Source organism: Streptomyces flaveolus (assembly GCF_000716535.1).
Classification (GTDB): Bacteria; Actinomycetota; Actinomycetes; order Streptomycetales; family Streptomycetaceae; genus Streptomyces; species Streptomyces flaveolus_A.
Genome location: NZ_JNWV01000017.1, coordinates 43,277 through 68,487 on the forward strand (window position 1 = coordinate 43,277; position 25,211 = coordinate 68,487).

The 25,211-nt window shown below is 70.7% G+C and carries 20 protein-coding genes and 1 pseudogene; 7 read left to right on the top strand and 14 right to left on the bottom strand.

Going from position 1 to position 25,211, the window contains the following annotated elements; all coding sequences use genetic code 11:
• Positions 1 to 159: 159 nt before the first annotated feature.
• The 3 genes from OO52_RS19360 to OO52_RS19370 form a co-directional block, all read right to left on the bottom strand.
• Positions 160 to 1,422, bottom strand: coding sequence for a PucR family transcriptional regulator (locus tag OO52_RS19360; protein ID WP_030647718.1), 1,263 nt, complete (start codon positions 1,420 to 1,422; stop codon positions 160 to 162).
• A 66-nt stretch (positions 1,423 to 1,488) separates the two neighbouring features.
• Positions 1,489 to 4,974: a LuxR C-terminal-related transcriptional regulator gene (locus tag OO52_RS19365; protein WP_078877025.1), complete on the bottom strand. Its 3,486-nt coding sequence runs from the start codon at positions 4,972 to 4,974 to the stop codon at positions 1,489 to 1,491.
• Positions 4,975 to 5,213: 239 nt separating this feature from the next.
• Positions 5,214 to 6,164 carry a bis(hydroxyethyl) terephthalate hydrolase gene (locus OO52_RS19370; RefSeq protein WP_030647724.1) on the bottom strand — a complete coding sequence of 317 codons (951 nt, stop codon included), beginning with the start codon at positions 6,162 to 6,164 and terminating at the stop codon, positions 5,214 to 5,216.
• A 619-nt stretch (positions 6,165 to 6,783) separates the two neighbouring features.
• Between OO52_RS19370 and OO52_RS19375 the strand changes: the two genes are divergently transcribed.
• Positions 6,784 to 7,593: an enoyl-CoA hydratase/isomerase family protein gene (locus tag OO52_RS19375; RefSeq protein ID WP_234339792.1), complete on the top strand. Its 810-nt coding sequence runs from the start codon at positions 6,784 to 6,786 to the stop codon at positions 7,591 to 7,593.
• A gap of 30 nt (positions 7,594 to 7,623) precedes the next feature.
• On the opposite strand, the gene OO52_RS19380 is transcribed toward OO52_RS19375, so the two are convergent.
• The 7 genes from OO52_RS19380 to OO52_RS54585 form a co-directional block, all read right to left on the bottom strand.
• Positions 7,624 to 8,895 carry an MFS transporter gene (locus OO52_RS19380; protein WP_030647728.1) on the bottom strand — a complete coding sequence of 424 codons (1,272 nt, stop codon included), beginning with the start codon at positions 8,893 to 8,895 and terminating at the stop codon, positions 7,624 to 7,626.
• Positions 8,896 to 9,301: 406 nt separating this feature from the next.
• Positions 9,302 to 9,445, bottom strand: coding sequence for a hypothetical protein (locus OO52_RS50870; protein ID WP_158712521.1), 144 nt, complete (start codon positions 9,443 to 9,445; stop codon positions 9,302 to 9,304).
• A 96-nt stretch (positions 9,446 to 9,541) separates the two neighbouring features.
• A complete protein-coding gene (locus tag OO52_RS19385) occupies positions 9,542 to 9,994 on the bottom strand; it encodes a nuclear transport factor 2 family protein (RefSeq protein ID WP_030647731.1) in 453 nt (150 codons plus the stop codon).
• A 355-nt stretch (positions 9,995 to 10,349) separates the two neighbouring features.
• On the bottom strand, positions 10,350 to 11,084 hold the full coding sequence (locus OO52_RS19390) for a DUF6193 family natural product biosynthesis protein (protein WP_030647734.1): 735 nt from the start codon (positions 11,082 to 11,084) through the stop codon (positions 10,350 to 10,352).
• Between the two features lie 137 nt (positions 11,085 to 11,221).
• Positions 11,222 to 12,604 (bottom strand): alpha-L-rhamnosidase C-terminal domain-containing protein, encoded by a 1,383-nt coding sequence (locus tag OO52_RS19395; RefSeq protein ID WP_030647737.1) that lies wholly within the window; start codon positions 12,602 to 12,604, stop codon positions 11,222 to 11,224.
• A 192-nt stretch (positions 12,605 to 12,796) separates the two neighbouring features.
• Complete coding sequence (locus tag OO52_RS19400; protein WP_030647740.1) at positions 12,797 to 15,805, bottom strand: glycosyl hydrolase; 3,009 nt, start codon at positions 15,803 to 15,805, stop codon at positions 12,797 to 12,799.
• Between the two features lie 259 nt (positions 15,806 to 16,064).
• Positions 16,065 to 16,223: a hypothetical protein gene (locus OO52_RS54585; RefSeq protein ID WP_158712522.1), complete on the bottom strand. Its 159-nt coding sequence runs from the start codon at positions 16,221 to 16,223 to the stop codon at positions 16,065 to 16,067.
• A 654-nt stretch (positions 16,224 to 16,877) separates the two neighbouring features.
• On the opposite strand from OO52_RS54585, the gene OO52_RS19410 reads away from it, so the two are divergent.
• From OO52_RS19410 to OO52_RS19425, 3 genes are all read left to right on the top strand, one after another.
• Positions 16,878 to 17,099 (top strand): hypothetical protein, encoded by a 222-nt coding sequence (locus OO52_RS19410; RefSeq protein WP_030647746.1) that lies wholly within the window; start codon positions 16,878 to 16,880, stop codon positions 17,097 to 17,099.
• Between the two features lie 450 nt (positions 17,100 to 17,549).
• Positions 17,550 to 18,047: a DUF6193 family natural product biosynthesis protein gene (locus OO52_RS52775; RefSeq protein WP_234339793.1), complete on the top strand. Its 498-nt coding sequence runs from the start codon at positions 17,550 to 17,552 to the stop codon at positions 18,045 to 18,047.
• Between the two features lie 128 nt (positions 18,048 to 18,175).
• Positions 18,176 to 18,610, top strand: coding sequence for a VOC family protein (locus OO52_RS19425; RefSeq protein ID WP_030647755.1), 435 nt, complete (start codon positions 18,176 to 18,178; stop codon positions 18,608 to 18,610).
• 68 nt (positions 18,611 to 18,678) lie between these two features.
• Here OO52_RS19425 and OO52_RS19430 read toward each other — a convergent pair whose 3' ends face one another.
• The 3 genes and pseudogenes from OO52_RS19430 to OO52_RS19440 all read right to left on the bottom strand — a co-directional run bounded on the left by OO52_RS19430 (position 18,679) and on the right by OO52_RS19440 (position 21,039).
• On the bottom strand, positions 18,679 to 19,338 hold the full coding sequence (locus OO52_RS19430; RefSeq protein WP_324608300.1) for a transposase: 660 nt from the start codon (positions 19,336 to 19,338) through the stop codon (positions 18,679 to 18,681).
• Between the two features lie 194 nt (positions 19,339 to 19,532).
• A pseudogene (locus OO52_RS19435) lies at positions 19,533 to 20,302 on the bottom strand (transposase).
• Between the two features lie 125 nt (positions 20,303 to 20,427).
• Positions 20,428 to 21,039, bottom strand: a complete 612-nt coding sequence (locus OO52_RS19440; RefSeq protein WP_030647761.1) for a TetR/AcrR family transcriptional regulator — start codon at positions 21,037 to 21,039, stop codon at positions 20,428 to 20,430.
• A gap of 144 nt (positions 21,040 to 21,183) precedes the next feature.
• On the opposite strand from OO52_RS19440, the gene OO52_RS19445 reads away from it, so the two are divergent.
• Both OO52_RS19445 and OO52_RS19450 read left to right on the top strand, forming a co-directional pair.
• Entirely contained in the window at positions 21,184 to 21,918 is a 735-nt protein-coding gene (locus OO52_RS19445) for an SDR family NAD(P)-dependent oxidoreductase (RefSeq protein ID WP_030647764.1), read from the top strand.
• Between the two features lie 33 nt (positions 21,919 to 21,951).
• Complete coding sequence (locus tag OO52_RS19450) at positions 21,952 to 22,575, top strand: NADPH-dependent F420 reductase (protein WP_030647767.1); 624 nt, start codon at positions 21,952 to 21,954, stop codon at positions 22,573 to 22,575.
• A 190-nt stretch (positions 22,576 to 22,765) separates the two neighbouring features.
• Here OO52_RS19450 and OO52_RS19455 read toward each other — a convergent pair whose 3' ends face one another.
• Positions 22,766 to 23,341: an AMIN-like domain-containing (lipo)protein gene (locus OO52_RS19455; protein WP_030647770.1), complete on the bottom strand. Its 576-nt coding sequence runs from the start codon at positions 23,339 to 23,341 to the stop codon at positions 22,766 to 22,768.
• 1,065 nt (positions 23,342 to 24,406) lie between these two features.
• Here OO52_RS19455 and OO52_RS19460 point away from each other — a divergent pair.
• Complete coding sequence (locus OO52_RS19460) at positions 24,407 to 24,754, top strand: MerR family transcriptional regulator (RefSeq protein ID WP_030647773.1); 348 nt, start codon at positions 24,407 to 24,409, stop codon at positions 24,752 to 24,754.
• The last annotated feature ends 457 nt before the right edge of the window (positions 24,755 to 25,211 follow it).

The window sequence follows — 25,211 nt, forward strand, 5'->3', positions numbered from 1 at the left end:
GGCGGTGGAGGGAGCCAGGGCTGCATCGCGGTGGGCATTGGTCCGGCGGACGGTGGGGTGACTGGTCCGAGCCGAGTGCCCGGGGGGCAGGGGGTCGGCTGGTCCGGGCAGAGCTTCAGGGGAGCCGGGGCGGCTGTTGACGGCGGAGTCGCTGGGTGGTCAGGAGGTTGGCCGCCGGGGGCTGAGTCGGCGGGCGGTCAGGGCCAGGGCGACCTCGACCAGGTCGGCGGGGCGGGACAGGGAACTGCCCGTGAGCTGCTCGTAGCGGCGCAGGCGGTTCAGAACGGTGTTGCGGTGGCAGTACAGCCGTCTGCTCGCCCGCTGGGCTGAGCCGTCGCAGGCCAGCCAGGCGGCCAGCGTGTCGAGCAGCACGTCCGCGTCGGCCGGCTCCAGCCCTGCGAGCGGGCCGAACGCGCGCTCGACGAGCAGGCCGGCGAGTTCCGGGCAGGACACGACGAGTGCCTCGGGGAGATGCTCGTCGAGTCGCACCGTGCCACCCGCGTCGCCACAGAGCCGCAGTGCGGTGTCGGCCAGTCGGCGCGCCTCGCCCACACCGGCCAGTCCGTCGAAGGGCAGGCCGATCCCGACGTGCATCCCGGGCGGCGGCTGGTCCGGCACCGGCACGACGCCGTCCTCGGCCAGGACGATGCCATGCTCCGTCTCCGGACCGGTGTGCCAGTGCACCCGCGCACTCGGGGGCAACAGGGCCCGTACGGCATCGGCGGACCGCACGCCCGCGACCGCGACGACGACGTACCGGCCCTGCTCGGGCAGACCGAGGGCCTGCGCGGTCTCCGGCAGGTCGGCGATGCGGCCGGTACCGTCCAGCAGCGCGGCGGCCAGCAGCCGTACCCGGTTCTCGCGCCGCCACGCGAGCCGTCGTTCGGTCTGCCGGTAGGCGTCCGCGACGAGCGTGCAGTGTTCGTCGACGAAGTCCCAGACGTCGCCGGCCACGTGCACCAGCAGCCGTACGTCCTCCGGAGCGGTGCGGGAGGTGACGTCGACGAGTTCCTGCCACACCAGCGAGCCGCCCAGCCGGAAGGCGTGCAGCAGCGCGTCCAACGGCAACCCCTGTTCGGCACGACCGACCCCGATGCGCCAGGAGCAGCGGTGTGCGGCGTCGCGGGTGCCGCGCGGGTCGAGCAGCGAGGAGACGCTGTGCCGCAACGAGCGGTGCACCTCCTGCCAGACACCCGGGTGGTCGTCCTCCAGCGCGGCCCGGTAAGCCGGTTCCCGCTCCCGCAAGGCGCAGACCAGCCGGTCGGTGAGACCGGGCAGGTCGTCCAGCAACGCCCGGGCGGCGCGGTGCAGCACCCCCAGGGCCTCGGCGTCGATCAGCGACCGGGGGCGTGGTGCGCGGGGCCGGGGCGCCGGCTGGGGCCCCGGGCGGAACGCGGGTCGTGGCCGTACGGCAGGGCGCATGGAAGTCTCCCCCAGGGTCGGCTGACGCGTCGTGCTCCGAAGAATGACATACCGTCCGGTCGGTCCCTAGAGTTGTGCACTGTTCTTTTCCGCCTGCTCCACCAGCCGTGCCAGCTCCACCCGGGAGCGGACACCGAGTGCGGCGAAGACGTTGCGCAGGTGATAGTCGATGGTGCGGGTGCTCACGGACAGGCCCAGGGCCACTTCCCGGTTGGTGAGGCCCTGGGCGACGCGGCGGGCGATGCGCAGCTGCTGCGGGGTGAGCCGGTCCAGCCCGTCCGGCAGGACCCCGCCCCGGGCCGAGGAGCCGCCCCCTCCCACCGCCGCGCCCGCTGTGGCCGTTCCCGCCGTCCCGGCCAGCCCTGTCGTCCCGGACACCCCGTTCGCCCGCAGTTCGGCCGCCGCCTGCTGCGCCCACGGGCGAGCACCGCAGCGTTCGAAGTCGAGCAGGGCGGCCCGCAGGTGGCCGCGCGCCTCGCGCAGCCGACGGCGTCTGCGCAGCCACTTGCCGTACAGCAATTCGGTGCGGGCCCGCTCGAAGTCCCCGGCGGCCTCCCCGTGCCGCCGCAGGGCTTCCCGGTACAGCGCGTCGGCCGGCTCGGGCGGAGCCAGCAGGGCGCGACAGCGCAGCAACTGGGCCGGAGCTTGCCGGTCGGCGTCACACGCCGCCCAGCGCGCGAAGTCCTCGACCGCATCCCGGGCCTCGTCCGGTTGCCCGGCCAGCGCGCACGCCTCCACGTAACACGGCACGGCCAGCATCCACACGGCGAAGTGCCCGCGTCCCGGGCCGGGCCGCACCAGCGGGCCGAGCCGTTCCGCGGCCTCACGCGGACGGCCGTGGCCCAGATCGGCGCGGGCAGCGGCCCACTGGGCCAGCGCGGCGGCCTGTGCCAGTCCGTGCCGTCGGGCGGTGGCCAGCGCGGCGGTGACGTGCTCCGCGACGGTGTGCGCCTCGCCCTCGATCGACGCCGCCAGGGCCAGCACGGCGTGGTGATGGGCGGCCGTGTTCCGCTGCCCGGTGCGGTACGCGCTGCCCAGGCCCGCCTCGGCATGAGCCCGGGCCGACGCATGCCGTCCCGCCCGGAGTTCGCCGTACGCCAGCAACTCCAGAGCCCGCGCCTCGTGCACGGCGGACCCGTCCGCTCGAGCCACGGCGAGCGCCCGCGCACCGGCCCGCCGGGCGGCGGTGGTGTCGCCGAGCAGCAGGGCCGCGGCGGCCGCTCGCAGCAGTGTGTCGGGGGTGTTCGGCGGGGGCGGGGACTGCCGGGAGGCGTCGGCCATGTGGGGGCGCTGGTCGGAGGCGTGTGTGAGGTCTTCTTGTCGAGGGTGGTCGGCCGTCGGGGGCGGAAGCCGTTCGGCGCCGGCTGCGGTAGGCGCCTGCCCGGGGCCGTCGCCGATCGTGTGCGGCTGTTCGTGTCGTGCGTCGGTGGTGTGCGGGAGCTGGTTGTGGTGGTTGTCGGTGGTGTGCGGGAGCTGGTTGTGGTGGTTGTCGGTGGTGTGCGGGAGCTGGTTGTGGTGGTTGTCGGTGGTGGGCGTGAGCCGGTCGTGGTGGTCGTCGGCGGTGGGCGCGAGCCGCACGCCTTCGGCCGCCGTCCACGTGCGGTCCACCACCCGCCGCAAGGGAGCGGCGGCCAGGTCGAAGCGGCCTTGCAGGACGGCCCGCATGCCCGCCCGGTGGTCGCGCAGGGCCCCGGACGGTACGACGGACCGGGCCGGCCCGTTCGCGAGACGGGGACCGGCGGACGGGAGAAGGCCCCCGGGTGACTGCGCCCCGTCACCCTGGCCCCCCGCGCCTCCCACGCTGTGAGCGTCGGACCACGAGCGCTCCCGGACCGGGCCCTCCACCGCCAGCGCGCGCAGGCACGCCGCCAGGTCACCCGCCGCCCAGGCGGCGTCCGCGGCGGCCAAGGCGGCCTCGGCGCACCGCTCAGGGTCGTGCGGAGCGAACAACTCCGCGGCGAGCAGCAAGGTCTCGCGGGCGTCGTCGACGGGTCCGTCCCACCGCAGTACCGTGCCGCGCAGCAGCTCGGCACGCGCGCGTACCGTGGCGGGCGCCCGGCGACCGCGGGCTGTGTCGAGCAGCCGTAGGGCCCGCTCGGACTGCCCGGCGAGCAGCGCCAGTTCGGCGGCGGCCGTGTACCACCGGACCTGCTGGGCGCTGTCCGCGGTGAGGTCGGCGGCGCGGGTGAGGGCCGTGCAGCGCAGTACGGGCGACGCCTCCGGATCCGCCTGGGCCGGGGCGGCGGCGAGTTCGGCCGCGAGCGACGGAGCCGGAGCAGCGACGGCCCACGAGCGGTGCAGCAGCGCAGTGAGGCCGCGCCCGTCGGGCAGCGCACCGGCCAGCGCGTCGTGGGCGGCACGGCGCCGCTCGGCCGACGCGTCGGCGTAGACCGTGCGGCACAGCAACGTGCTGCGGAAACCGATCCGGCCGTCGCGAGCCTGGAGCAACTCGGGCAGCGGGGCTGCGTACGGTGAGAACCGGCTGTCATCGCTGCCGCCGCTGCCGCCGCCGCCGTACGGAGCGGGGTCGCGGTGCGGCACCGGTCGACCGCTGTCGGCGGCATGCGGCCCGCACAGCGGGACGCGCCTCTGACCAAACCGTCCCTCGGAGTTGTCGAACCGCCGGGACGGCGGGCTGGAGCTCCGCGCGGAACGGTTCTTGTCGGTGAGTGGCCGCGGCGGTGGCCCGAGGTGGGACATGCCCGCGGTAAGCCGCGTGGTCGCGCGCCTCGCGAGACCGGCGTCGACGGTGGTCTCTCCCGTCACCTGTAAGGCGGCGGCGGTCACCAGCAGTAGATCGTGTTGCCCGGGTAGCGCCCCGGTGAGGTGGCCGCCGACCAGCGCGGTCAGCGTCTCGGTATCGACCACGGGCCGCGGCAGGGGCGCGAGCCCGCGTAGCTGGGCCGGGGTCAGGCGCTGGAACACACGCAACAGGAGGGCCGGATTGCCCTCCGCCGCGGCCGAGATCTCGTCGCGTACCCCCGGGTCCAGCCCGTCCTGTGCGATGTCGTCCAGCAGGGCGGCGGCGTCCGGCGGGGACAGGGGAGCCAGGCGCAGCAGCGGCAGACCGGCGAACTCCGGATCCACGGGACGGTGTCCGGCGACGGTGAACAAGAGGGCGACACGGCCCCCTGCAAGTAACTGAGCGGCGAGCCGGCCGAGTGCGGACCGGGAGGCGGCGTCCCACAGGTCGGCGTCGTCGACGCAGAGCAGGACGGTGCGGTGCGCTGCCGTGGACTCCAGCGCACCGACGAGTTCCCGCACCGGGTCGGCGGCGCCGACGACGGTCGTCCCCGCCGCTTGGCACAACGAGCGGAGCCCGGTCAGCGGTTCCCGGAACTCCCCGGCGCGGGCGCGCACGGTCACCACGGGCCCGGCGGTGAAGGTGCGGGCGGCGTGGGCGAGGAAGGCCGAGCGACCGCCCCCCGGCTCGCCGGTCACGACGCAGGCACCACCGCCACGCAGCCGGTCCGACAACGCCGCCAGTACGTGCCGTTGTGGACCCGGCCGGTACCGCGGTGAGACGAGACCCAGGGGCGTCTGTCCGGTCATTCCCCCGACCTTACTGACGCGTAAAGAAGCGTGGAAGTCATGCGTCCGGACCTGCTGTCCCGGGCTTCAGGGACGACCACCTGCGCTTTCCGGGCGAGTTGGCGGCGAGCGGTCTGTGCCGACGCACACCGCGCGCGGTTGCGGACGGTGCTCCGGCACAACGCCGGCGGCGGCCGCCGTCACGGGCGACCGCCGCCGGGTCACGGACGGACGATCAATCGATGGCTACGCCCACCCGGTCAGCCGGTGTGCGGGCAGTTGCCCCGGTACTCCTCGATCGTCAGGCTCGGCCGCGGCAGCGGGCACAGGAACTGCTCGTAGCGGGTGTCGTTGTCGATGAACCGCTTCAGCCACGAGACGCTGTACTTCGCGATCGTCGTGTTCGAGGTGTTGGGCGTGAAGTGGGTGGCGCCGTTCAGCTCCAGGTACGCGCGGTCGAGCGAGCTGGGGAGAGTGTTGTAGAAGGGTTCGGCGTGGGTCGCGACGGGGGCGATCGTGTCACCGTCGGCGCCGAAGATCAGAGTGGGTGTCTTGATCTCGGGCCAGGTCTTGTCGAGGTTCCACGGGGTGAGCGGGATCGCCGCCTGCAGCGAGGGGCGCGTCTTCGCCGCCTCCAGACTGCCGCCGCCGCCCATCGAGTGGCCCATCACGCCGAGACGGGTGGAGTCGATACGACCGCGGACCGAGCTGCTCTTCGTCAGGTAGTCGAGCGCGGCGAGCAGTTGGTTCCCCCGGGAGTCCGGCTGGTCCAGCGTGGTGAGCGTGTCGATGGTGAAGACCACGAACCCCTGGGACGCCAGACGCGGGCCCAGCCAGGCGATGGAGGACTGGGTGCCGGTGTAGCCGGGCGAGACGGCGACGGCCCCGAAGGTGCCGTCGGCGGTGCTGGTCGGGTAGTAGATGGTGCCTCCGCCGAATCCGCTGACGGCGAGCCGGGAGACGGTCGTCTCCGACACCGCGTACGGCCCGCGGAGCGCCTCGATGCTCGATTCGGTCGGCGCGGGGCCGCGCTCGAAGGGGTTGTCCGCACCGTGCGCCGCCGGCCCGCCGAGTGTGGTCAGGGCGAAGACGGCGCCGACGGCGGCGGCGAGGGCCGCGAGCCGTCCGGTACGACGGCTGGTACGCGGGTCCGGGAGGCCCGGGTGCGGACGGTGGAGCGGTGACGTGGTGCTGCTGTGGGGGTGCTGCACGACGAGTTGTCCTCTCTGTCGTGGCGAGCTGCCCGTTCGGCCTCGCCGGCACGCACATGCGTCCGACGGCCGAAGGGCACCGCCATGGGGCTGGCGGTGTCACTGTCGACGCCGGGCGGGCATGACGGGACCGGCAATGTCACCGGTCTCGTCCAACACACGCGCCCACCCGAACCGGGCCGCTGCGGCGCTGGTATCCGTTGCGGCCGGGCTGGGAACCCCTGTACCTCGACGCGGACGGGCTGCTCGGACTGGCACTGCGCCGACCGACTGAATCGGTGATCGTGACCTGACCGCCGCGCCGTCGCAGATCCAGCCGGTACCAGCGGGACAGGCGTGATAATCGCGCGGACCAGCCCGGGTACAGCCACCGGTGCCCGCGTGGCAACGGCGGGCCGTCGACAACGAGGAACAGGAGGCTGCGGGTTACCGGCCGTCAAGACAGAGGTGACGCGGACACTGGTGAGCCTCCGTGAGCTGTTCGCCGGCAACACCCGCTTCGAGGCACTGCGCACGGAGCTCGGCGTAGTACACCTCGCCACTCTCGTATGAGCTGCTTCTCAAGGGGCGCAACTGAAAGCAAAGGAGACGAATCATGCAACAGTGGACCCATTTCTCCGTGACCGCCGAGACCAAGCGTCTGTGGCGGATCACGTTCGACAGCCCGCCGATCAACCTCGTGTCCCCGGAGATGCTCGCCGAGCTTCCGAGGCTGGTCGATCAGATGGAGGCCGCTCCGGAGCTGCGAGTGGCCGTGTTCGAGTCGGCGAACGCGGATTACTTCCTGAACCACTACGACACCTCCCGGGTAGCTGAGACTCCCAAGGAACTGGGCGCGAGCGGATACCCGCTGCTGATCGATGCCGGCACGCGCCTGTCACGTCTGCCCGTCGTCTCCATGGCGAAGGTCCGGGGTCGGGTCAGGGGCGTGGGCAGCGAACTGATCCAGGCGATGGACATGCGCTTCGCCAGTGAACGCGCGCTGTTCTGCCAGCCTGAGACAGCCAACGGCAACCTGCCCGGCGGAGGCGGCCTTGAGCATCTGCCCCTGCTGCTCGGCCGTGCCCGCGCGTTGGAGGTGGCCCTGTCCAGCGACGACTACCCGGGCGAGCTGGCCGAGCGGTACGGATGGGTCAACCGCACGGTCCCCGACGGGGAACTCGACGCGTTCGTCGACGCGCTCGCCCGCCGGATCGCCTCCTTTGACAAGGAGTCGATCGCCGCGGTGAAACAGCAGGTCAACCGGTACACGCTGCCGTCCGCAGAGGACCTGCGGTCCTCCTACGACATCTACATGCACTCCTTCGGCTGGCCGGGGTCCAAGCGCAGGCTACCGGCCGCGCTCGCCGCAGGACGCAATCAGCCGGGCGACTACGAAATGCGCCTGGGCTACCACCTCGGACGCCAGCCGGAAGGAAACACTCAGTGATGGCTGGGGTGTTGCGTGAGACGGTCCGTTTCAGGATGCCTTCTGGTCGGCGGGCTTCTCGATCTCGGTGGTCAGCCGTGCCCCTCGGAAGAGCACCGGGAGCCACAGGAGACATGCCAGCAGGGGGACCGCGGCGTAGGTGGCCATGCCCACACTGGAGCCCAACCCGTCCATGAGCGTGCCGAGGACGAGATAGCCGGTGCCGATGAGCGCCGACTCCACGAATGCGATCATCGACAGCAGGCTGGCGCGGTGGCGCGACGGCACCGCCTCGTTGAACACGTTGTCCACGAGCACGGCGGTGATCTCGGGAATCCCGACCAGGACCAGGAACGCGGCGATGGTGACCCAGACAAGGCCCAGGCCGCTCAGGCCGAGCGCCACGGCGAGCGTCAGGAGAGACACCGGGGCGATGACCCGATACCCGATGCGCCGGTTCGCGCGGTCCGACAACAAGGGAGTCAGCCCACCGACGAAGAATCCCGCCGATATGACCACGCTGACCAATGCGGTGCCCGCTCCCTGATCGGAGAGGGTCTTCTGCGTGAAAATGATGTACGGCGTCAAAGTCGCATGCATCAATCCGGACACCACGACAAGCGTCACGAGCGCCGGCGTGGCGACCCGAAGCATCGCCCGCCATGCTGTGGCGTCGCCGTGCTCCTTCTCGGCTCCGTCCTGCTCGTCCACCGCGTCCGCGCCGCGGATCTCGGGCACCCGTGACATCAGCACCACCACGGCCAGGACGAGACACGAGGCCGAACCGACGTAGACGACTCCCCAGGAAAACTGCTGCAGTTGGCCGCCGAGGACGATGGCGACTCCGGAGGTGACCGTCCCGAGCATGGTGAACCGGGACTTGATCCTGACGTAGCCGGCCGTTGCACCACGACGCACGAGCAGGTCGTACAGCAGGGCGGTGTCCGAACCGGACACACACGCCATGCCCACGCCCTGGCCGATGAACAGCGTCAGGAACACCCAGTAGTTGGAGGACGTCACCTGACCGAGCAGGCATCCAGCTGTCAGCACCTGGCCGATCACGATGCCGGCACGCCTGCCGATTCGGTCGGCGATGACTCCCGTCGGCAACTCCGCAAGTCCGCTGACCAGGTAGAGCAGTGTCTGAAGGAGGGCCACTTGCCCGGCGGAGAAGCCTCGCTGCTGAAGGAAGAGGACGAATACGCCCCGCTGGAACAGCGAGTTGGCGAGCACGGCGTATACGTAGAACGGGCGCGTGACGCTTCGCGCTGCGTCGTCGACTGCAGCCGACCCGCCAAGGGCCTCCGTGGTGCCGGTCATGCTGCGGGTCCCCCCGGTGACTCCGGTGTCATTGGTGTTGGGCTTCCGCCGCCGACCGGAACCTCCAGTCCACACTTCGCGCAGCATATAGGGCCGGCGTCCAAGCCCGATGATCACGAGAGTGTAAGCATCGAGGAGGCCGCCGAGTCCGGTCAGCGGGCCCGCCGGGGCGTGCTGGCGGCCCTCGGGACGCGCCGGCGTCTGCTGGACCGGCGCCGCTCGCCGTCGGCGGAGACCATCGGACGCGTCCTCGCTGCCCTGGAGGGTGACGCCCTCGACCGGGGCCGGTCAGCACCGCGCCGCCGAGTCCGCGGGGACAGACCGTCGCGATCACCATCGTCACCTTCGACGTAGTGCACTCGGCCAGGGCCACCATCACCTGGCTCGTGACGGCCAAGAAGGCCCATTACATCGCCGTGATCAGGACGAACCAGCCCACGACCCACCGGCGGCTCGCCGCCCTGCCCCGAAACGCGATCCCGGTGCAGTACACCGCGTCCACCGCCGCCCACGGCCGGCGCGAGTCCCGCTCCACCAAGACCTGCGCCATCGCCGACGCCGTGACCAGCACCGGCACCCGCACCCCGAGCCCTCACGATCCCTGGCATCCCCAACGCCCACACCCATCAGGAAATGGCGCGCGGTTTCAAGGCTTCAGGAGCATCTGCGCGAAGTGCAGGTTGATGGCCTGGATGCGCCAACCTTCCGGGGTACGGGTGTAGCGCACGTCCTCGCTGTAGTGGATCTCGTTGGGCGTGCCGTCTATGGCGACGGCGACCCACAGGAGCCAGTTGGCGGTCGCGGTGTCCCCGTCGACGTCGATGATCGGGTTGGTGAAATTGTGCATGGCGAAGTTCGGGCCCGCGGTCTTCTCACGGAGCATGCTGACGATGTCGTCGACGCCCTGGACCTTGACGCCCATTGCGGCGCTCTCCCAGGTGGCGTCGGCGGTGAAGACGCGCGGCAGCTTGTCGAACGCCATTTCCTTGCCGAGCCAGCCCTTGTTGATGTAGTCGGAGTAAGTGGCGGTCAGCTTCTTGATCTCCTCGATGTCTTCCAGTCGCTGTATGCGCTGTTCCAGGTTGTTGCTCTCGGGCATGGTGCCGGTCCTCCTCGGTGCGGGTGGTGTTGCCCCCGGGCGTAAGGGCGGGAGCGGATCCAGGTCGGTGCCGCGGCGCGGGCGCCGTGCATCGACGTCCACGACTCCGCCCGGACGCCACCGAATCCCAGCAGCACACCACCAGGTCTGAGTCGTAGTAGCGAGCATCAGGCGACGATCCGGTGCCGAAGACAACGGGAAGGTGTACGAGGGCTGAATTCAGGCCGAAGGATCACGCGCTGCGCGTTGTAGAAAGTCGGCGGCGATCGAGGACGCGCCGATGCTGAAGACCCACGGAATGATCCAGCCGGCATTCCGCCTGGCCCGCTCCTCGAACACCGCGAACCCGGCCTGTTCAACGCGTCCCGAGTGTGACGGCGCCAAGACCTGAGGGCAGATGACGCAGGGCCTTCGACACCGCCTCCTCCGCCGTCATGGCCTCGGCGACGACCTCGCCGATGTTGCGGGTGCTGAGGGTGTAGGGCTTCTCCCGATGGGCGTCCAGGCACAGCGGGACAACGGTGAGGTGCGGGCGCGTGCTGGTGGAGAAGCGCAGCGTCCAGTGGCTGGTGAACGGGTAGAGCCCCCGCAGCGTCGGCTCGGCGTAGGCTGCCTCGATGAGCGAGCGGTATTCCGGCCAGTCCATTTCGCCGGCCTCTGTGCGCAGGTGCTGCCACTCGGACTCGGTCAGTCCAGCCGGATCGTGGTCGGGCACCTCGAAGCGCCCGGTGAGGCGCACAAACGGCGCGGCGCGGTGGATCTCGCCCAGCTCTGCCCCGTCGTGCCAGGCCTGAGCGGCCCGAGCCACTTGAGCGAGATCCTGTGTGTTCCCTTGAACGAGTGTGAGGTCCTGGAACGCCTCGCACCCGCGGATCGACCAACGACGTTCGACCGCCCAGGCGCCGATCCCCAGGATCGTCCGATGCGGAACCATGCTCGTGACCGAGGCGTGGAGCAGTGGATCGGATTCGGAGGCCTGGAACGAAACGCCGAGGCCCTCCTTGTCCGCCGCTGCCTGGAGCGCCCCGGCGAGGCTGCCTTCGGCTGCGATGTCGGGATACAGGGCGACTGGATCACGGGAGACGGCCATGAAGGATGATTGTGCGGCAGTTGCCGCCGGCCAACGGCCCCCGTGCAGTCTCCGCCCCGCCGGGGGCCCGGTCGGACGGCGACCGGGCCCCCGGGCCGGTCCCGATGGGACGCGCCGGGCTAGTTGCTGACGGATCGTCAGTTCACAGCCGTCGAACCGGTTGTCGGCAGGGTCGAGTCGAACTTCCAGTGGCCCGAGCCGATCTGGTACACCACCTCCGTGTTGTCCGTGCGCAGCAGCCGCGCCCCCTGCGGTGCCCGCGCGGAGCCCTCCGTCGCGGGGACGTGGACCTCCGCGGTGCTGCCGGCCGGGACGTCGAGTGTCAGGCGGAAGGTGTCGGCGTCCCGCTGCCAGGCGGTGCGGGCGGTGCCGTAGGGGGTGCGGTGGGAGGCGGACGCGGACGTCATCTCGCCCTCCACGGCCGGGTCGACGAGCAGTTCGGCGTAGCCGACGGAGTCGGCGGTCTGCGAGAGGCCGGCGACCCGGGTGGTGAACCAGGAGTCGATCGCGCCGAGCATGAAGTGGTTCTGCGACTGGCCGGGGCCGCCGTCCCAGGACTCGCCCAGAGTGGTGTTGCCGGCCCTCACCTGGTAGCCGTAGCTGGGGCTGGTCGTCCGCGTGGCGACGGCGTGGACGATGTCGTCCCGGCCGGCGGCGCTGAGCACGCGGAAGGCTGCGGGCAGGGAGATCTCGCCCAGCAGCAGGTGGTAGCCGGCGTTCTGCACGGACGAGGTGAAGTGGCCGAGCAGGCGGTCGCGTTCGCCCGCCGGGTAGGCGCCCATGTCGAGGGCGAGCGCCTCGGCACCCTGACCGCCCCCGCCGAAGGTCCCGGTGGTGGCGTCGTAGTACTTGGCGGCCAGTGCCCGGGTGGCGGCGTCGGCCTTGGCCCGGTAGGTGGCGGCGGCCTCCGCGTCGCCGAGGACACCGGCGATGCGGCTCAGGGCGTCGACGACCCGCCAGTAGCCGTAGGTGCCGGCGACGGCGCGCGGGAAGGTGCGGTCGGGGGTGAACCAGTCGCCCAGCCCGTAGTCGAGGATGCCCCCGCTGACCTGCCGTTCGAGGAAGGCCGCGTACGCACGCATCCGCGGGGTAGTACGTCTGGAGGGTCTGCCGGTCGCCTGGGCCAGGGCGCTGAGCAGGTGCCCGGTGGTGTGGCCGCGGAGCTGGACGGTGGGGGCCTCCCAGCCGCCGCAGGGTTCCGCGGCGGACGGCAGGCCCACGTTCAGCCGGAAGGTGTGCAGCAGCCGGTCGACGTCGACGAAGAGCAGGTAAGCGCACGTGCGGCGCATGTTGGCGAGGAACGGGCTCTCCAGCAGCCGGACGGCGGAGAGCGGGAACGGGGTGAGGGCCGGCGTCGGCGCGGAGGGGGTGAGGGGCGGAGTCGGCACGGACTCCGCCGCGCCCGGCGACTCGGCGGCGGCCGCCGGAGTCACCGGCAGTGCGGTGAGGGCCGCCGCGGCCGAGGCGGCGAACAGGACGTGGCGTCGGGACGGCTTCGATCCGTGGTGCGGTGCGGGCACAGGACGGGTTCCCTTCGGGCAGGCGGCACTGACTTCCGGAACGGGGGGTGGCCTGGGCGGGGACGAGGACCCTCGAAGGGGAGCGGGAGCGGGTTGAATCGTTCAAGGCGGGTGGATCGACGACGCACCCTCCGGCGGCCGTGCCGCGAGGGCCGTGCGGGGCGCACCGGTGGCCGGTGCGCCCCGAGGGGGTCACTCGACGGCGGCCTGGGCGTAGGGCACCAGCCGCACGGGACCGGTCAGCCCGTAGGCCTGCCGGGCGGTGGTTCCGAAGACCTCGGGCCGGGTCACCCGGAGACGGTTGATCAGCGGCGTGGCCACCTCGATCTCGACTGTGTTCTCACCCGCCCGCAGCAGCCCCCCGAGGTCGACGACCGGGTGCACGCGGTCGACGGGCGCGGTCCGGGTGCCGTTGACCGTGACCCGGACCGTGTCGCTGACCTGTCCCAGCTCCAGTACGGCGCCGTGGGCGTCGCTCCAGTCGGCAGGGAGGGTGACCGTGGTGCGGTACCGGCCGATGCCGGCGGAGTCCGCGAGCTCCGGGATCTGCGACCAGGGCAGCAGGGTGTCGAGGGTCAGCGCGCGCCGCACGGTTTCGGTGCGGGCCGGGGAGGACCCGGGGTACCAGTCCTCGACGTCGAGCTCCCAGCGGCCCGGCACGATGGAGGCGGGCACCGGCGGGAGCGTGGTGGTGACCGTCCGGCCCTGGGACAGGCGGGTGGTGTACGAACCCGCGGCGCCGGCGCGGACGGCCAGCCCCCGCTCGGTGAACAACACCCGGTCGGCATCGGTGGCGACGGCGTGCGGGCGGCTGCCGAGCCGGTCGCCGAAGAGTCCCGGCCGGCCCAGCGCGACGATCGCCGCCTGGCCCGGCTGGAGGCTGATGCGCAGGGTGACGTCGTCGCCGTCCTCGGTGTAGCGGGCGAGGCGGACCACCTCGCCGCTCCACGGATCCAGCAGGTACGGCACCGTGTGGCCGCCCACGGTGCGGCGCAGGGTGACGTCGTGGTCGATGGCCGCGACGGGCGGCTTGACGGTCTCGGCGTGCTTGCCGTTGCAGAAGTAGTAGAAGTCCGCGTCCTGGGTGACCCGGTGGGCGTTGAGAAGGGTGGACGCGGTCGCGTGCCGTACGTCGGCGGTGACGCCGAGGCCGGCGAGGGCGTCGCCGACCGCCGCCTTGTCCGTGACGCGGACGACGTTCGGCAGCGCGAGCAGCCGGGTGAGCACCGCGCGCAGTTCATCGGTCTCGCCGGCACCCGGCACGCCCGGGGTGAGCGCCTGGTCGAAGGCGCCGAGCAGCACCATGGGCAGGCCGGCCCGCGCCAGCGTGAGCAGCTTGCGGGCGTCGGCCAGGGCGAGGGTCGGGGTGGAGCCGTAGAAGAAGTCCCCCTCGACGAACAGCGCCTTGTAGGCGGGGTCGTCCGGGGCGAGCCGGCCGTCGGCGACCGTGGCGTTCGGCAGGTCGAGCAGGGGGCCGCTGAGGAACTGGTGCGTCCAGCCGAGCGGGACGCCGGTGGCGGTGAACCAGGACGCGCCGATGCCCGTGGCGGTGTAGCCGGTCTGCCGGAAGACGGCGACGTCCACGCGGACGGTGCCGGACTGCAGGACGCGGTGCACGCGGCCCAGGTAGCCGGCGATGTCCTCGACGTGCCGCCAGGTGGGCTGCCGCGGCCCCCACGACTCGCCGTAGCCGGGGGCGCCGTTGTACGGGCTGAACGCCGCGAAGCCGGGCCACTGGGCCTCCGGGGCGGTGGCGTAGGAGAAGCCGTGCACGACGGTCTGGTTGACGCCCGCCGCGTAGGCGCCGCCCATGGTGCGCAGGAAGCGGTCCCAGGTGGTGCTGTAGGCCGAACCGCTGTAGGCGCCGGACTCGCAGGACAGCACGGTGTGACCGGCCATGTCCCGGCCACCGGCCAGGCAGCGGAAGTCGTCGAGGTTCTTGAAACCGAGGGACTCGCCCTCGGGGATGTCCAGCAGTGCGGCGGACTCGATGGCGTCGGTCTGCAGCCCGTACGGCTGGGCGCGCAGACCCATGCCCAGAGAGTGCGCCCAGTCCCGCAGGGCGCGCACGTGGTGCCGGTTGAACAGGTCGGAGACGGTCGCCCAGAAGTCGTGCCGGATCTGCCGGGTGACCTGGGCCTCGAAGGCGAAGACCTGGTTGCTGTTGTCCAGGACCAGGGCGGGCAGGTACGGCAGCAGCGGCCGTCCCGTGCGCTCCTCGAAGGCCCGCGGCAGCAGCGGGGTCCAGGTCAGCCCATCGGTCTCCATCTCGATGGAGTCCTCGAAGAACGCGCCGCCCGCCGCCTTCAGCAGGCCGCGCAGGGAGCCGGTCAGCACGGCCCGCTCCCAGAAGCCGGTGACCGCGGCGGTGCCGGCCGCGCTGAAGTGGTCGACGACGTAGGCGGCGGGCGCGGAGTGCGGCCCGGACTCCGGCTGTTGGCCGGAACCGCGCCGCCAGTAGGAGATCAGCACCCAGTCCCCGTCGGCGGGGGCCGTCCAGGAGAGCGTGCCGTCGGTGACGGAGGAGGTGAGGTCGCGGACGCTGTAGAGGTCGAGCCCGGTCTCCTTGCGGGTGGAGTGGGCCGGGTTGATCCGGGCGGCCTGGACGGCGAGGAGACTCCGGCGGGTGACGCCGGCCGCCGCCGCGTGCACCGGCGGCGGGACCGGGCCCTGGTATTCGGCTCCGCCGGTCACCGTGACCCGGCCGTGGGCGAGTTCCTGGGCGGCGGCCTCGTCGTCGGGGGTGACGCCGGGCACGGCCACGGGCCAGCTCGGGCCGAGGGTGAGGTCCACGGTGAGGCCGCGTCGGGCCGCCCGGCTCAAGGCCGCCTCGACCCCGGCGCGCCAGGGCGCGCTGCCCCACCCGTGGTGCTCGGTGTCCAGCAGGGACTTGTTCTTGACGCTGTGGTGGACGGCGGTGATCTCGGCCCCGCCGAAGCCCGCGTCCGCGATCTGGTCGATCTCGCGGGCGATCTCGTCGGGGTCGACGAGGCCGTCGGGCCACCACCAGCGGAACTTGGGACGCACGGAGCGCGGCGGACGCGCGAACCAGTCGGCGGCCGGCCCGGCGCTGCCGGCCGCGGGAAGGGCGGCGGCGCCGGTTGAAACGGTACCGACGGCGTCCACGGTGCCGGCCGCCAGCGCGACGGCGAGGACCGTGCGCCGGGACATCCCGCCACGTCGCGAGAGGAATTCAGGCATAGGTGCGCCCCACAAGATGACTCGACACGGGATTGAATCGTTTCAATTCCGTAGGAACGCCGGAACGCTAAGCCTGTGGGTGCGGGGGGTCAAGACGTGGCCGGCCAGTAACTTGGCGCGCAGCCCGAACGAGTGCCCCGACTGCCGGGTTCGCGTGTCGTTCGCGACGGGGCGAATGCTGCCTGTTTCGGGGCACTGGCGGTGAAAACGGCAGCGGCCGAACGCGGTTCGCGCTCGGGAGGGGTGACAGCGGTGGGGTTCAGGTGAGTTCGAGCAGTTCGAGCAGGAGGTCGCCGACCTCCATCTGCTGGATGCGGATGGGTGAGGCGGGGGACGGGGGACGGGAGACGGGAGACGGGAGACGGGGGACGGGAGACGTGCCGGACTTCGGGGCGGTGACGGCGGCCTCCAGCCTCATCACCTCGACGGTGGCGATCGTGGCACCTGCCTCCGCGTCGTCGCCCTCGGCGGGGACCGAGAGGGTGACGACACGGGCGAAGGGGCGGCGAGGTGGCCGGGGTTGGACCGGTTGGCGTTCTCGGTGGCGGGGACGTCGAAGGGTGCCGCACGGTCGCGGACCTGGAACGGCCGGGGGCGGCTGTTGAGCGAGGGCATCGTGGTGGGCATGCCGGGCTCGTCGGCCTGGCCGATCGCCTGCTGCGCGATCAGCAGGCGGACGTCGGGCTTCGAGGGCCGGGGGCTGGGCTTTGGACTGCAGGCGTCGGGCTTCGGGCGCCGGACGCCGGGCTCTGCGAGGGCGTACTCCTTGCTCGGCGCAGCCTGTAGAAGAGGGCCCAGTACGCGCGACTCCTCCTCGAACCCCCCTTCGGTATCCAGTACGTGCGGCCCCACCCCGCAAGGCATCAGGCTCCACCTGGAGAGCATCGCCGGCCTCCACAACCTGCGGAGCGGAGCAGCGCACAGAACTCTCAGCACCCGATGTGCTGGAGTCCCTCGACGGCGTGCGCCCGCCGAGTCCTGAAAGTGAAGCCCTGGGGCGTGACCGCCCGATGGGCGGCAGGGGACGTAATCCGGTGGCCGCCTTCTTCGTGACGTCTCTAGGATCGCTGGAATGGCACACAACGCTGTGGACCCCGCGACGATCACGCCGGAGATGGCTGCGCAAATTCGCACGTGGCGTTGTGATGAGGACTATTCCTGGCGCGCTGTGGCCCAGGCGGCGTCCGACCTGTGGGGCTCCGGATGGGGCAGCAACCAGCTCTACGGCGAAGACCTCTGTGTGGCCGCAGCGAAGGTGCTGGGCGAAAATCCGTACAGGGAACCGTGGAACTGACTCCGTCAGGTGGGTTCGCATGGGTCAGCGAGTGGAGCCGATGAAGATGCCCCGGCGATGTGAAGTCCGGCTCGAAAGACGGTGGTGTTCTTCCGGTAGCGGGTTGCCAGGCCGCCGCTCCAGTTCTCGGCTGTCTGCGGAAACGCGGATCTAGGCCCCGTCTTAAACGGATCTCGCCCGGAGCAGGAACGATGCCAGGCTGATCGCCGCTTCGTAGGAGGTGACGGTCTTGTCGTACCTGGTGGCGACGCCTTGGAAGTGCTTCAGTCTGTTGAAGCACCGCTCCACGGTGTTGCGTCGACGGTACGTCTCGCGGTCGAAGCTGGGGGGTCGGCCGCCTTGGCGGCCGCGGTTGTGTCGGTGTCGCTGTTGGTCGGCCTTCTCGGGGGTGGTGTGGCGTTTGCGCAGGTAGGCGCGGAATGCGCGAGAGCTGTATGCCTTGTCCCACTCTTGGTCACTGAGTTCGTGTCGGCGCATCCGACCATGATCTGCCAGGAAATGATCTTTGATGACAGGCAGCAGTGCCCGCACAATCACGGCATGACCAATACTGTTGAAGCGGCCTGGCACAAAATCCTCACCACGGCCGGCGAACCTCGCCGACCGGAAGGATCGCCGCTTGCCGCTCCGTTTGCCAAGCTGGTGCTGGTGGCGCATGCAGAGCCGCTGCTTCGCCAGCTCTACCCCTGGGCCGGCATGTGGGAGCTGCACTTCAGCAGGTGCACGGAAATCCGCCACACCTGGGACATCCCCTACATCGGAACCCTGGGAGACGGCCGGTACTACGTCGAAGGGCCGAGCCGAACCAGCCCGCGGATCGCCGAGACAGACAGCGCGCAAGCTGCGGTAGCGATGGTCGTCGATCGTCTGCCATCACACTGCGGCCCGGCCTTCATCGGCAACGCGGAGGAGCTGGCCGCCTACGAGAGATCGCGGGACAACAGGTAGATACCGAGCAATTTCAGCGTGGCCACTGATCGGGTGACGGTGGCAGGGTGAGAGCGAGGTCCGCAACGGACAGGGCTTCCATGCCGTTGAGCTGTCCGGGTCCCCCTGGTACGCGGTACGGTGCACCGATGTCAGAGATCAAGAAGTTCCAAGTCACCTTTGACTGCGCAGAACCTGAGCGCCTCGCTCGCTTCTGGTGTGAAGTGTTGGGGTACGTCATGCCGCCGCCACCTGAGGGGTTCACGACCTGGGACGATTTCAACGGCACCCTGCCGCCTGAGAAGCAGGGATCATGGTTCGCCTGCAGTGATCCCTCAGGCGTGGGCCCGCGCCTGTACTTCCAGCGCGTCCCGGAAGGCAAGATCGTCAAGAACCGGGTGCATCTCGACGTTCGGGTCGGCACCGGGCTCGTGGGGGACGAGCGCCTCGCCGCGCTCGAAGCTGAGTGTGCACGGCTGGTTGCGCTCGGTGCGACCCACGTGCAAACGCTGTATGCCGATGGGGAAAACGAGTCGTGCATCCCGATGCTGGACATCGAGGGCAACGAGTTCTGTATCGACTGAACATTCTCGAGCCGGCGAGGTGGGGAGGCACCTCCCTTGGGCCTCTCTGGTCTCGTATGGGGCGGGAGTTACCCCGCGAGGACGAGGTTGTGCAGCCGGGCGATGCCGAGCATGGCGGTGTGAACGCCGTCGCCTTTCAGGCGGCAGTCACGAAGGATCTTCCATGTCTTCATCCGCGCGAAGACGTGCTCGACGCGGGTCCGGACCTTGCGGTGCGCTGTGTTGTACCCCTCTTTCCAAGCTGGCAGTTCGGTCTGGCCGCGTTCACGGCGGTGCGGAATGAGCAGGCCGGTCCCCGATAACCGCCGTCCGCGATGACCGTGGCCCGGCCGACGGCGGCCTTCGCGCCGGAAAGTTCCCACGCCTTGCAATCGTTGCGGTTGCCGGGCAGCGGCCGGCCGACGGCGACGACGAGGGGAGTCGGCGTCGATGACGACCTGGTGGTTGGTGGAGTGCCGGTAGTTCTTCGACTGCTCGGCGATGGTGTGGTCGCGGGTCGGGACCAGGGTGCCGTCCACAATCAGCACGGCATCCATGCGGAACCTTCTGCGTTGCTGGAGCGCGAGCAACGGCCCGAGGTTGTCGATGACACGGTCGGCGGCCGACTTCGACACCCCGGACAGCGGGGCCAGTTGGCGCAGGGTGAGATTCGTGCGCCAGTACGCGGCAACCAGCGGCAGGCGCCACGGTCGGCCCTTGCGGACCAGGTCTGCACCCTCACGCCGCAACGCGGTGATGATTCTTGTCGAACTGACGCGGGCTCAGCCCGGCGAACGGAGCTGTCCAGGAGGGCTCCGACGCCGTGATCACACCAGACACGACAAGATCATCTCACCCGTGACCAGCAGTTACGGGACAGCTTTCAAAGGGTGTTGCAAAAGGCTTGGTGGCGGCGTGTCTGGGTGATGGCTGACCTGCTGTTTCACCCTGCCATGGCGAGGTTGTGCATGGTGGCGACGGCCTGGACGGCGTGATGGAGGCCGTCGCCCCTTTGGCGGCAGTCGCGGAGGATCTTCCAGTTCTTCATCCGGGCAAAGGTGTGCTCGACGCGGGCACGGACGCGCCGGTGTTCGGCGTTGTCCTTCTCCTGGCCGCGCAGGAGGGGGCGCCCGGCTCTCCTGCGGTGCGGGACGATCAGCCCGGTGCCCAGGTAAGCGCCGTCCGCGATCACCATCGTGCCCGCTGCGAGGGCGGGCGGGTTGGACTCCCGCCAGACATGCGCGTCTGCCTTGTTACCGGGTGCCGGCAGGGCGGACGCCGCTACCAGGCGGGTGTCGGGGTCGATGATGACCTGCACGTTCGCGGAGAACCGGTAGTTGCGTGAGGAGGCGCCGACCGTTCGGTCACGGACCGGGATCAGGGTGTCGTCCACGATCCATAACCGTTCCACGCCCGCCACCGGCCTGGGCGCCGGCTCCAGTGCAAGCAACGGTCGCAGACGCTGGATGACGCGGCAGACGGTGGCCGGTGAGCAGCCGAAGAGCGGTGCGAGCTGCCGCATGGTGAGGTTCGTGCGGTAGTACACGCCACAAGCAGCACCCGCTCGGCCAGCGGAAGGCACCACGGCCGACCATCACCGGGGCCGTTGCCGCCCCGCTCCCGCACCACCCGAAGCAGCTTCTCGAACCGCCCCATCCGCAACCCGGTGAACGTCTCCACCCACACCGGCTCAGCCCTCAACACCCCACCCATACAGGCAAAACACCCGCCACCAAGCCTTCTGCAACACCCTTTAGGTGCCGGGCGGCTGATGTCGCGTACCAGCGGGTGCAGCCGCGCGACCGGCAGCGCGTCCAGCCCGGCCGCGTAGTGCCAACTCAGCTTGGCACTTCCTCCCGTCGCCGGTCATCGCTGGCTGTGGCGGGGATGGCGTTGTCGATGAGGACGGCGGCGATGGCGGCGGCGGTGGGGAAGGCGTCGGCGTTGAGGACCCGGGTGCGGGCCGCGGCGCCGTCGAGGAGCAGCGCGAGCTGCTCGCCGAGTTGTTCAGGGTCGGCGGCGCCGGCTTCGCGGGCGGTGTCGGCGAACCGCGCGGCGACGGCTTTCTTGTAGTCGCGTGCGTACTGGGACGCGGGGTGCTGGGGGTCGTGGAGTTCGACGGCGGCGGCGATGTAGGGGCACAGGGGGGTGGTCGGAGGGATGTCGAAGGCGGCGAGGAGCCGTTCGCGGGGCGTGAGGTCGGTGCGGTCGAACACGCCGGACAGAACGGAGGGGTCGAACCGGCGCAGGTACTCGGCGACGAGTTCGTCCTTGCTGGTGAAGTGCTGGTAGGCCGTGCGCTTGGACACCTCGGCCGCCGCGCAGAGCTGGTCCATGCCGGTGCGGTTGATGCCCTGCTCGCGGAACAGCTGCTGGGACGCGCTGAGGATGCGCTCGCGGGCGCCCCGGCCGCGGCGGCGGCCCGTGGGGCCCTTCTCCAACTCCGTCATGGCTCCATGGTACCCCGGCTTGGTAACGACCGGTGTACTTAGTTTGCGCCCCGGCCGCCCGCCCCGTACGGTACGTACACAGGGCGGTGTACATAACACCGTCGTCCCAGGTGCGCACGGCACCACCGACCCAAGGGAGCGACTATGGGCAAGCTCGACGGCAAGGTAGCGGTCATCACCGGCGCCACCACCGGCATGGCGCTGGCCGGCGCGAAGCTGTTCGTCGACGAGGGAGCGCACGTCTTCATCACCGGCCGCCGCCAGGACGCCCTGGACGCGGCCGTGAAGCAGATCGGCCGCAACGTCACCGGAGTCCAGGGCGACGCCGCCGACCTGGACGACCTGGACCGCCTCTACGACACCGTCAAGAGGGAGAAGGGCAGTCTCGACGTGCTGTGGGCCAGCGCCGGCGGCGGCGAGCCTGCCCCGCTCGGCGAGATCACCGAGGCCCAGTTCGACACCTGGTTCGGGCTCAACGCCCGCGGCACCCTGTTCACCGTCCAGAAGGCCCTTCCGCTCTTCAACGACGGCGGCTCCATCCTCATGACCGGCTCCAACGCCTCCCTCGGCGCCTTCCCCGGCTGGAGCGTCTACGCCGGCAGCAAGGCCGTCCAGCAGGCCTGGGCCCGCATCTGGCTCAACGAGCTCAAGGACCGCCGTATTCGTGTCAACGTCCTCACCCCCGGCCAGGTCGCCACCGCCAAGCAGGAAGAACTCTTCGACGAGGCCACCAAGCGCCAGTTCGAGTCCCTCATCCCCCGCGGCCAGATGGGCCGCCCCGACGAAATCGCCACCGCCGCCCTCTTCCTCGCCTCCGACGACTCCAGCTACGTCAACGGCATGGAGCTGGTCGCAGACGGCGGCACCACCGCCATCTGAACCGAACAACCCACAACCAGGGCAGGACATCTCATGAGCGACATCAGCATCATCGGCACCGGAAACATGGCCCGCACCATCGGCGCGCGCGCAATAGCGGGCGGCAACACCGTCGAGGTCATGGGCCGCGATCAGTCCAAGGCCGCTGACCTGGCCAAGGCTCTCGGTGACGGCGCCACGACCGGAGAATGGGGCACCGCCCCGGCCGGGGACATCGTCATCGTGGCCCTGTTGTACAACGGCGTCGTGCCGGCCGTCGCCCAGTACGGAGACGCTCTCGCGGGCAAGGTCATCGTCGACATCAGCAATCCCTTCAATTCCACGTTCGACGGGCTGGCCCACCGCGCGGAGACCTCGATCGCGCAGGAAGTCGCCAAAGCGGCCCCGGCCGGCGCCAGCGTGGTGAAGGCCTTCAACACCGTCTTCCGCCATGTCCTGGAGAAGGGTCGGCCCGACGTCTTCATCGCCGGTGACAATGCGCAGGCCAAGGCGAGTGTGGAGGCGTTCATCGAGACCCTCGGACTGCGCCCGCTGGACGTGGGCGGCCTGAAGATGGCGCACTGGCTGGAAGGAGCGGGCGTGGTCACGGTGGGCCTCGCCAACCACGGGGTGGGGAACTTGGACTTCGCCCTCGGCGTCACCGCCCTTCCTGCCTGAGCGAACGTCGATGGCGCCTTTTCAGGGCGGCCACCGATCGGGGGACGGAGCCGGCGCGAGCCGGCGCAACGGACAGGGCTCCCGTGCTGTTGAGGGAGGTGTTCGAAGTCTCATCTCAGCAGCACGGGAGCCCTTGAGCTGGGCGGCAAGGGACACAGAACGCTGGCGTCCATGCCGGGCCGGGCGTGGGCTAGCTCGTCCAGCTGTGAGCCACGTCGACCACGACCCGGTCCTCCAACTGGACCACGCGGAACGGCAGTCGGGCGCGTACGCCGAGACCGACCTGCGTCTGCCCCTCGAAGGTGCCGCCGAACCGGGTGTCCCGGAAGGTGCGGTACCCACTGATGTTCACGCCGGGCAGGGCCTCGCCCACCTTGCCCGGGTAGGTCGGCGCGCCGGCCTCCAGGTCGTAGCTCCACGCGCCGACGCGGATGTCGAGGATCGCCCCGCCGGCAACGGGTATGTACTCGCCCGAGGGGTCCGTGTGGAACCGGTCCACGTACTGGACTTGGTAGCCGATCTTGTCGCCGCCGCCGGGCACGTCGAACACGATGCGGTCGTAGCACTCGTGCTGTCCGGTCCTGATGTCCTCCAGGTGATCGGCCCCCATGGCGGCACCACCCTTGGCGCCGCTGCCCCAGCCCGTCGGGCAGGCCGCAGCCGCGCGCGGTCCCTCCGCCGGGGCCGCGCCCGCAGTGCCCGCCGCCGTCCACAGCGTGGCGCCCGCGAGCGCGAGCACCGCCACTGCCGTTTTGATACGTCGCATCCTGTCCCCCTTGGTCGAGCTTGGTCGCGGAACTCTGATACCGGTGAGACGGGCCGCCGCACCGGAAGGTTGTACGTCAGACAGGGGCAAATAGGGAATCTTGCCCTCCGTGGGCTACCTCGAGGAGCAGCCCGGTTCGATGCGTGCCAGGCATCGCGGCACGAGTACCTGGCCGACGACATCCGCGGCGGGGCGGAGTTCCAGGCGTGGGACCGCGTCGATCACAGTTCCGGCAGGTCGGTGGCCGCGCCGCGCCGGTACGCGCTCCCGGGACGCGGGCCTGGGCGAGCCCCGCCGCTCCTGGCTGTGAGCAGCGGGGCCGGATCGGTCCCGAGGGGCGATCCCCCGGCCGCCGTGGGCGAGGGGCGAGAGGTGAGGGGCGAGGGCGTTCGCGGTGACGTGCACCGTGTTCGTGTCGGCGCCCAGTTCCTTCCGGCAGCGGCCGCCGCCGCGGCGCGGAACGTCGGTGGCCGGCTCGGACACCGCCAAGGCGACGGCCTCCCAGAGCGGGGTTGTGCTCCATCACCGCGGCCCTTCAATCAGCCAGGTAACTCTTCCGGGCGCAAGAGAGGAAGATTCTCGGAACCTGAGCTGAGAGGAAATCTGTAGTGGCGAGTGTAGACATTGCCAGCCGAGGGGGTTATTGTTTGGTGCGTAGTCCAGAAGTCGAAGGGCGCGGCAGAGACGAACTGCCGTGCAAGCAGGGCGGTCCGGCAGCGGAGGGGCGGAGTCGGAAGTGATCGGTTCCTCCACCGGCTGCCGGGCCGGGCGGCCCCAGGGGCCGCGCAGCAGTACCGCGTATCCCAGCAGTTCAACGAGGTAAAGGAGCAGAACGCCATCAGGATCGCCCGGGCGAGGAAGCAGTCCGCCCGGGTACCGCAGGCCCCGGATTGGAAGGTGGTCCCCGGTCACGCATCCGCGATCCCCGCAGCCCTGCCCTCCCGGGCGGAACCTGCGGACACAGAAGGCCGGCGCAGTGCGCCGGTAGATGGTGTTGCAAGCTCGGGGTCCGGGCGCCGCACGGCGCCCGGACCCCTCGACGCGTCCCCTTGGAAGAAGAGGTCTATGCCCCCTCGCAGTACCCGCCCCGTCGTCCCTCTCGATGACGACGACTACCCCGCCTACACCATGGGCCGGGCCGCCGACATGCTCGGCACCACCCCCGCCTTTCTCCGCGCCCTCGGCGAACACCGCCTGATCACCCCGCTGCGCTCCGAAGGCGGCCACCGCCGCTACTCCCGCTACCAGCTGCGCATCGCCGCCCGCGCCCGCGAACTCGTCGACCAGGGCACCCCCATCGAGGCCGCCTGCCGCATCATCATCCTCGAGGACCAGCTCGAAGAAGCGCAGCGCATCAACGAGGAACTCCGCGCAGCTCAAGGCACCAGCCGGCAGCCGAAGACCCCGGCCTGACCCTGACGGCGCGAGGAGTTCGGCCACCGCGTTGGCGGAAGTGTCCGGATCGTGGCCGGCGCCGGGCTTGGGCAGCGGCGTGCGCCCCGGCGGGCGAGGGGCTCCAGGGAGTCGTCGGTGTACGCGAAGGCGGTGTCGGTGAGCCAGGCGAAGCCGTCCAGGTGGTGGTTGCCTGTCGAGGCGGCGAGGTTCGGCGGCGTGGTGCCACTCGGCGCTGACCGGTTCCTGGCGCGCATCGTGAGCAGACTGACCAGGCGGTGAGCAGCCACTAGGGTTCATGATCGCGAACGGGGTGGTCGTATTCCGTGGGGCGGGTGTGCACACGGGGGAGAGGTACGGGGATGGTTTACCGCGGCTTCCACCTCACCGCAGACCTCAGAAACCCAGACCACTCCGCACAGCAGGTCAGACGCAGGGACGGAATCCAATGAGCCCTCTTGAGTACCTCACTGAGCTC

What these genes read in the sequence shown, in the direction of transcription:
- OO52_RS19360 (WP_030647718.1), bottom strand. Translation starts at nt 1,422, where the DNA reads ATGCGCCCTGCCGTACGGCCACGACCCGCGTTCCGCCCGGGGCCCCAG.
- OO52_RS19365 (WP_078877025.1), bottom strand. Translation starts at nt 4,974, where the DNA reads ATGACCGGACAGACGCCCCTGGGTCTCGTCTCACCGCGGTACCGGCCG.
- OO52_RS19380 (WP_030647728.1), bottom strand. Translation starts at nt 8,895, where the DNA reads ATGACCGGCACCACGGAGGCCCTTGGCGGGTCGGCTGCAGTCGACGAC.
- OO52_RS50870 (WP_158712521.1), bottom strand. Translation starts at nt 9,445, where the DNA reads ATGGCGCAGGTCTTGGTGGAGCGGGACTCGCGCCGGCCGTGGGCGGCG.
- OO52_RS19385 (WP_030647731.1), bottom strand. Translation starts at nt 9,994, where the DNA reads ATGCCCGAGAGCAACAACCTGGAACAGCGCATACAGCGACTGGAAGAC.
- OO52_RS19390 (WP_030647734.1), bottom strand. Translation starts at nt 11,084, where the DNA reads ATGGCCGTCTCCCGTGATCCAGTCGCCCTGTATCCCGACATCGCAGCC.
- OO52_RS19400 (WP_030647740.1), bottom strand. Translation starts at nt 15,805, where the DNA reads ATGCCTGAATTCCTCTCGCGACGTGGCGGGATGTCCCGGCGCACGGTC.
- OO52_RS54585 (WP_158712522.1), bottom strand. Translation starts at nt 16,223, where the DNA reads ATGAGGCTGGAGGCCGCCGTCACCGCCCCGAAGTCCGGCACGTCTCCC.
- OO52_RS19410 (WP_030647746.1), top strand. Translation starts at nt 16,878, where the DNA reads ATGGCACACAACGCTGTGGACCCCGCGACGATCACGCCGGAGATGGCT.
- OO52_RS19425 (WP_030647755.1), top strand. Translation starts at nt 18,176, where the DNA reads ATGTCAGAGATCAAGAAGTTCCAAGTCACCTTTGACTGCGCAGAACCT.
- OO52_RS19440 (WP_030647761.1), bottom strand. Translation starts at nt 21,039, where the DNA reads ATGACGGAGTTGGAGAAGGGCCCCACGGGCCGCCGCCGCGGCCGGGGC.
- OO52_RS19445 (WP_030647764.1), top strand. Translation starts at nt 21,184, where the DNA reads ATGGGCAAGCTCGACGGCAAGGTAGCGGTCATCACCGGCGCCACCACC.
- OO52_RS19450 (WP_030647767.1), top strand. Translation starts at nt 21,952, where the DNA reads ATGAGCGACATCAGCATCATCGGCACCGGAAACATGGCCCGCACCATC.
- OO52_RS19455 (WP_030647770.1), bottom strand. Translation starts at nt 23,341, where the DNA reads ATGCGACGTATCAAAACGGCAGTGGCGGTGCTCGCGCTCGCGGGCGCC.
- OO52_RS19460 (WP_030647773.1), top strand. Translation starts at nt 24,407, where the DNA reads ATGCCCCCTCGCAGTACCCGCCCCGTCGTCCCTCTCGATGACGACGAC.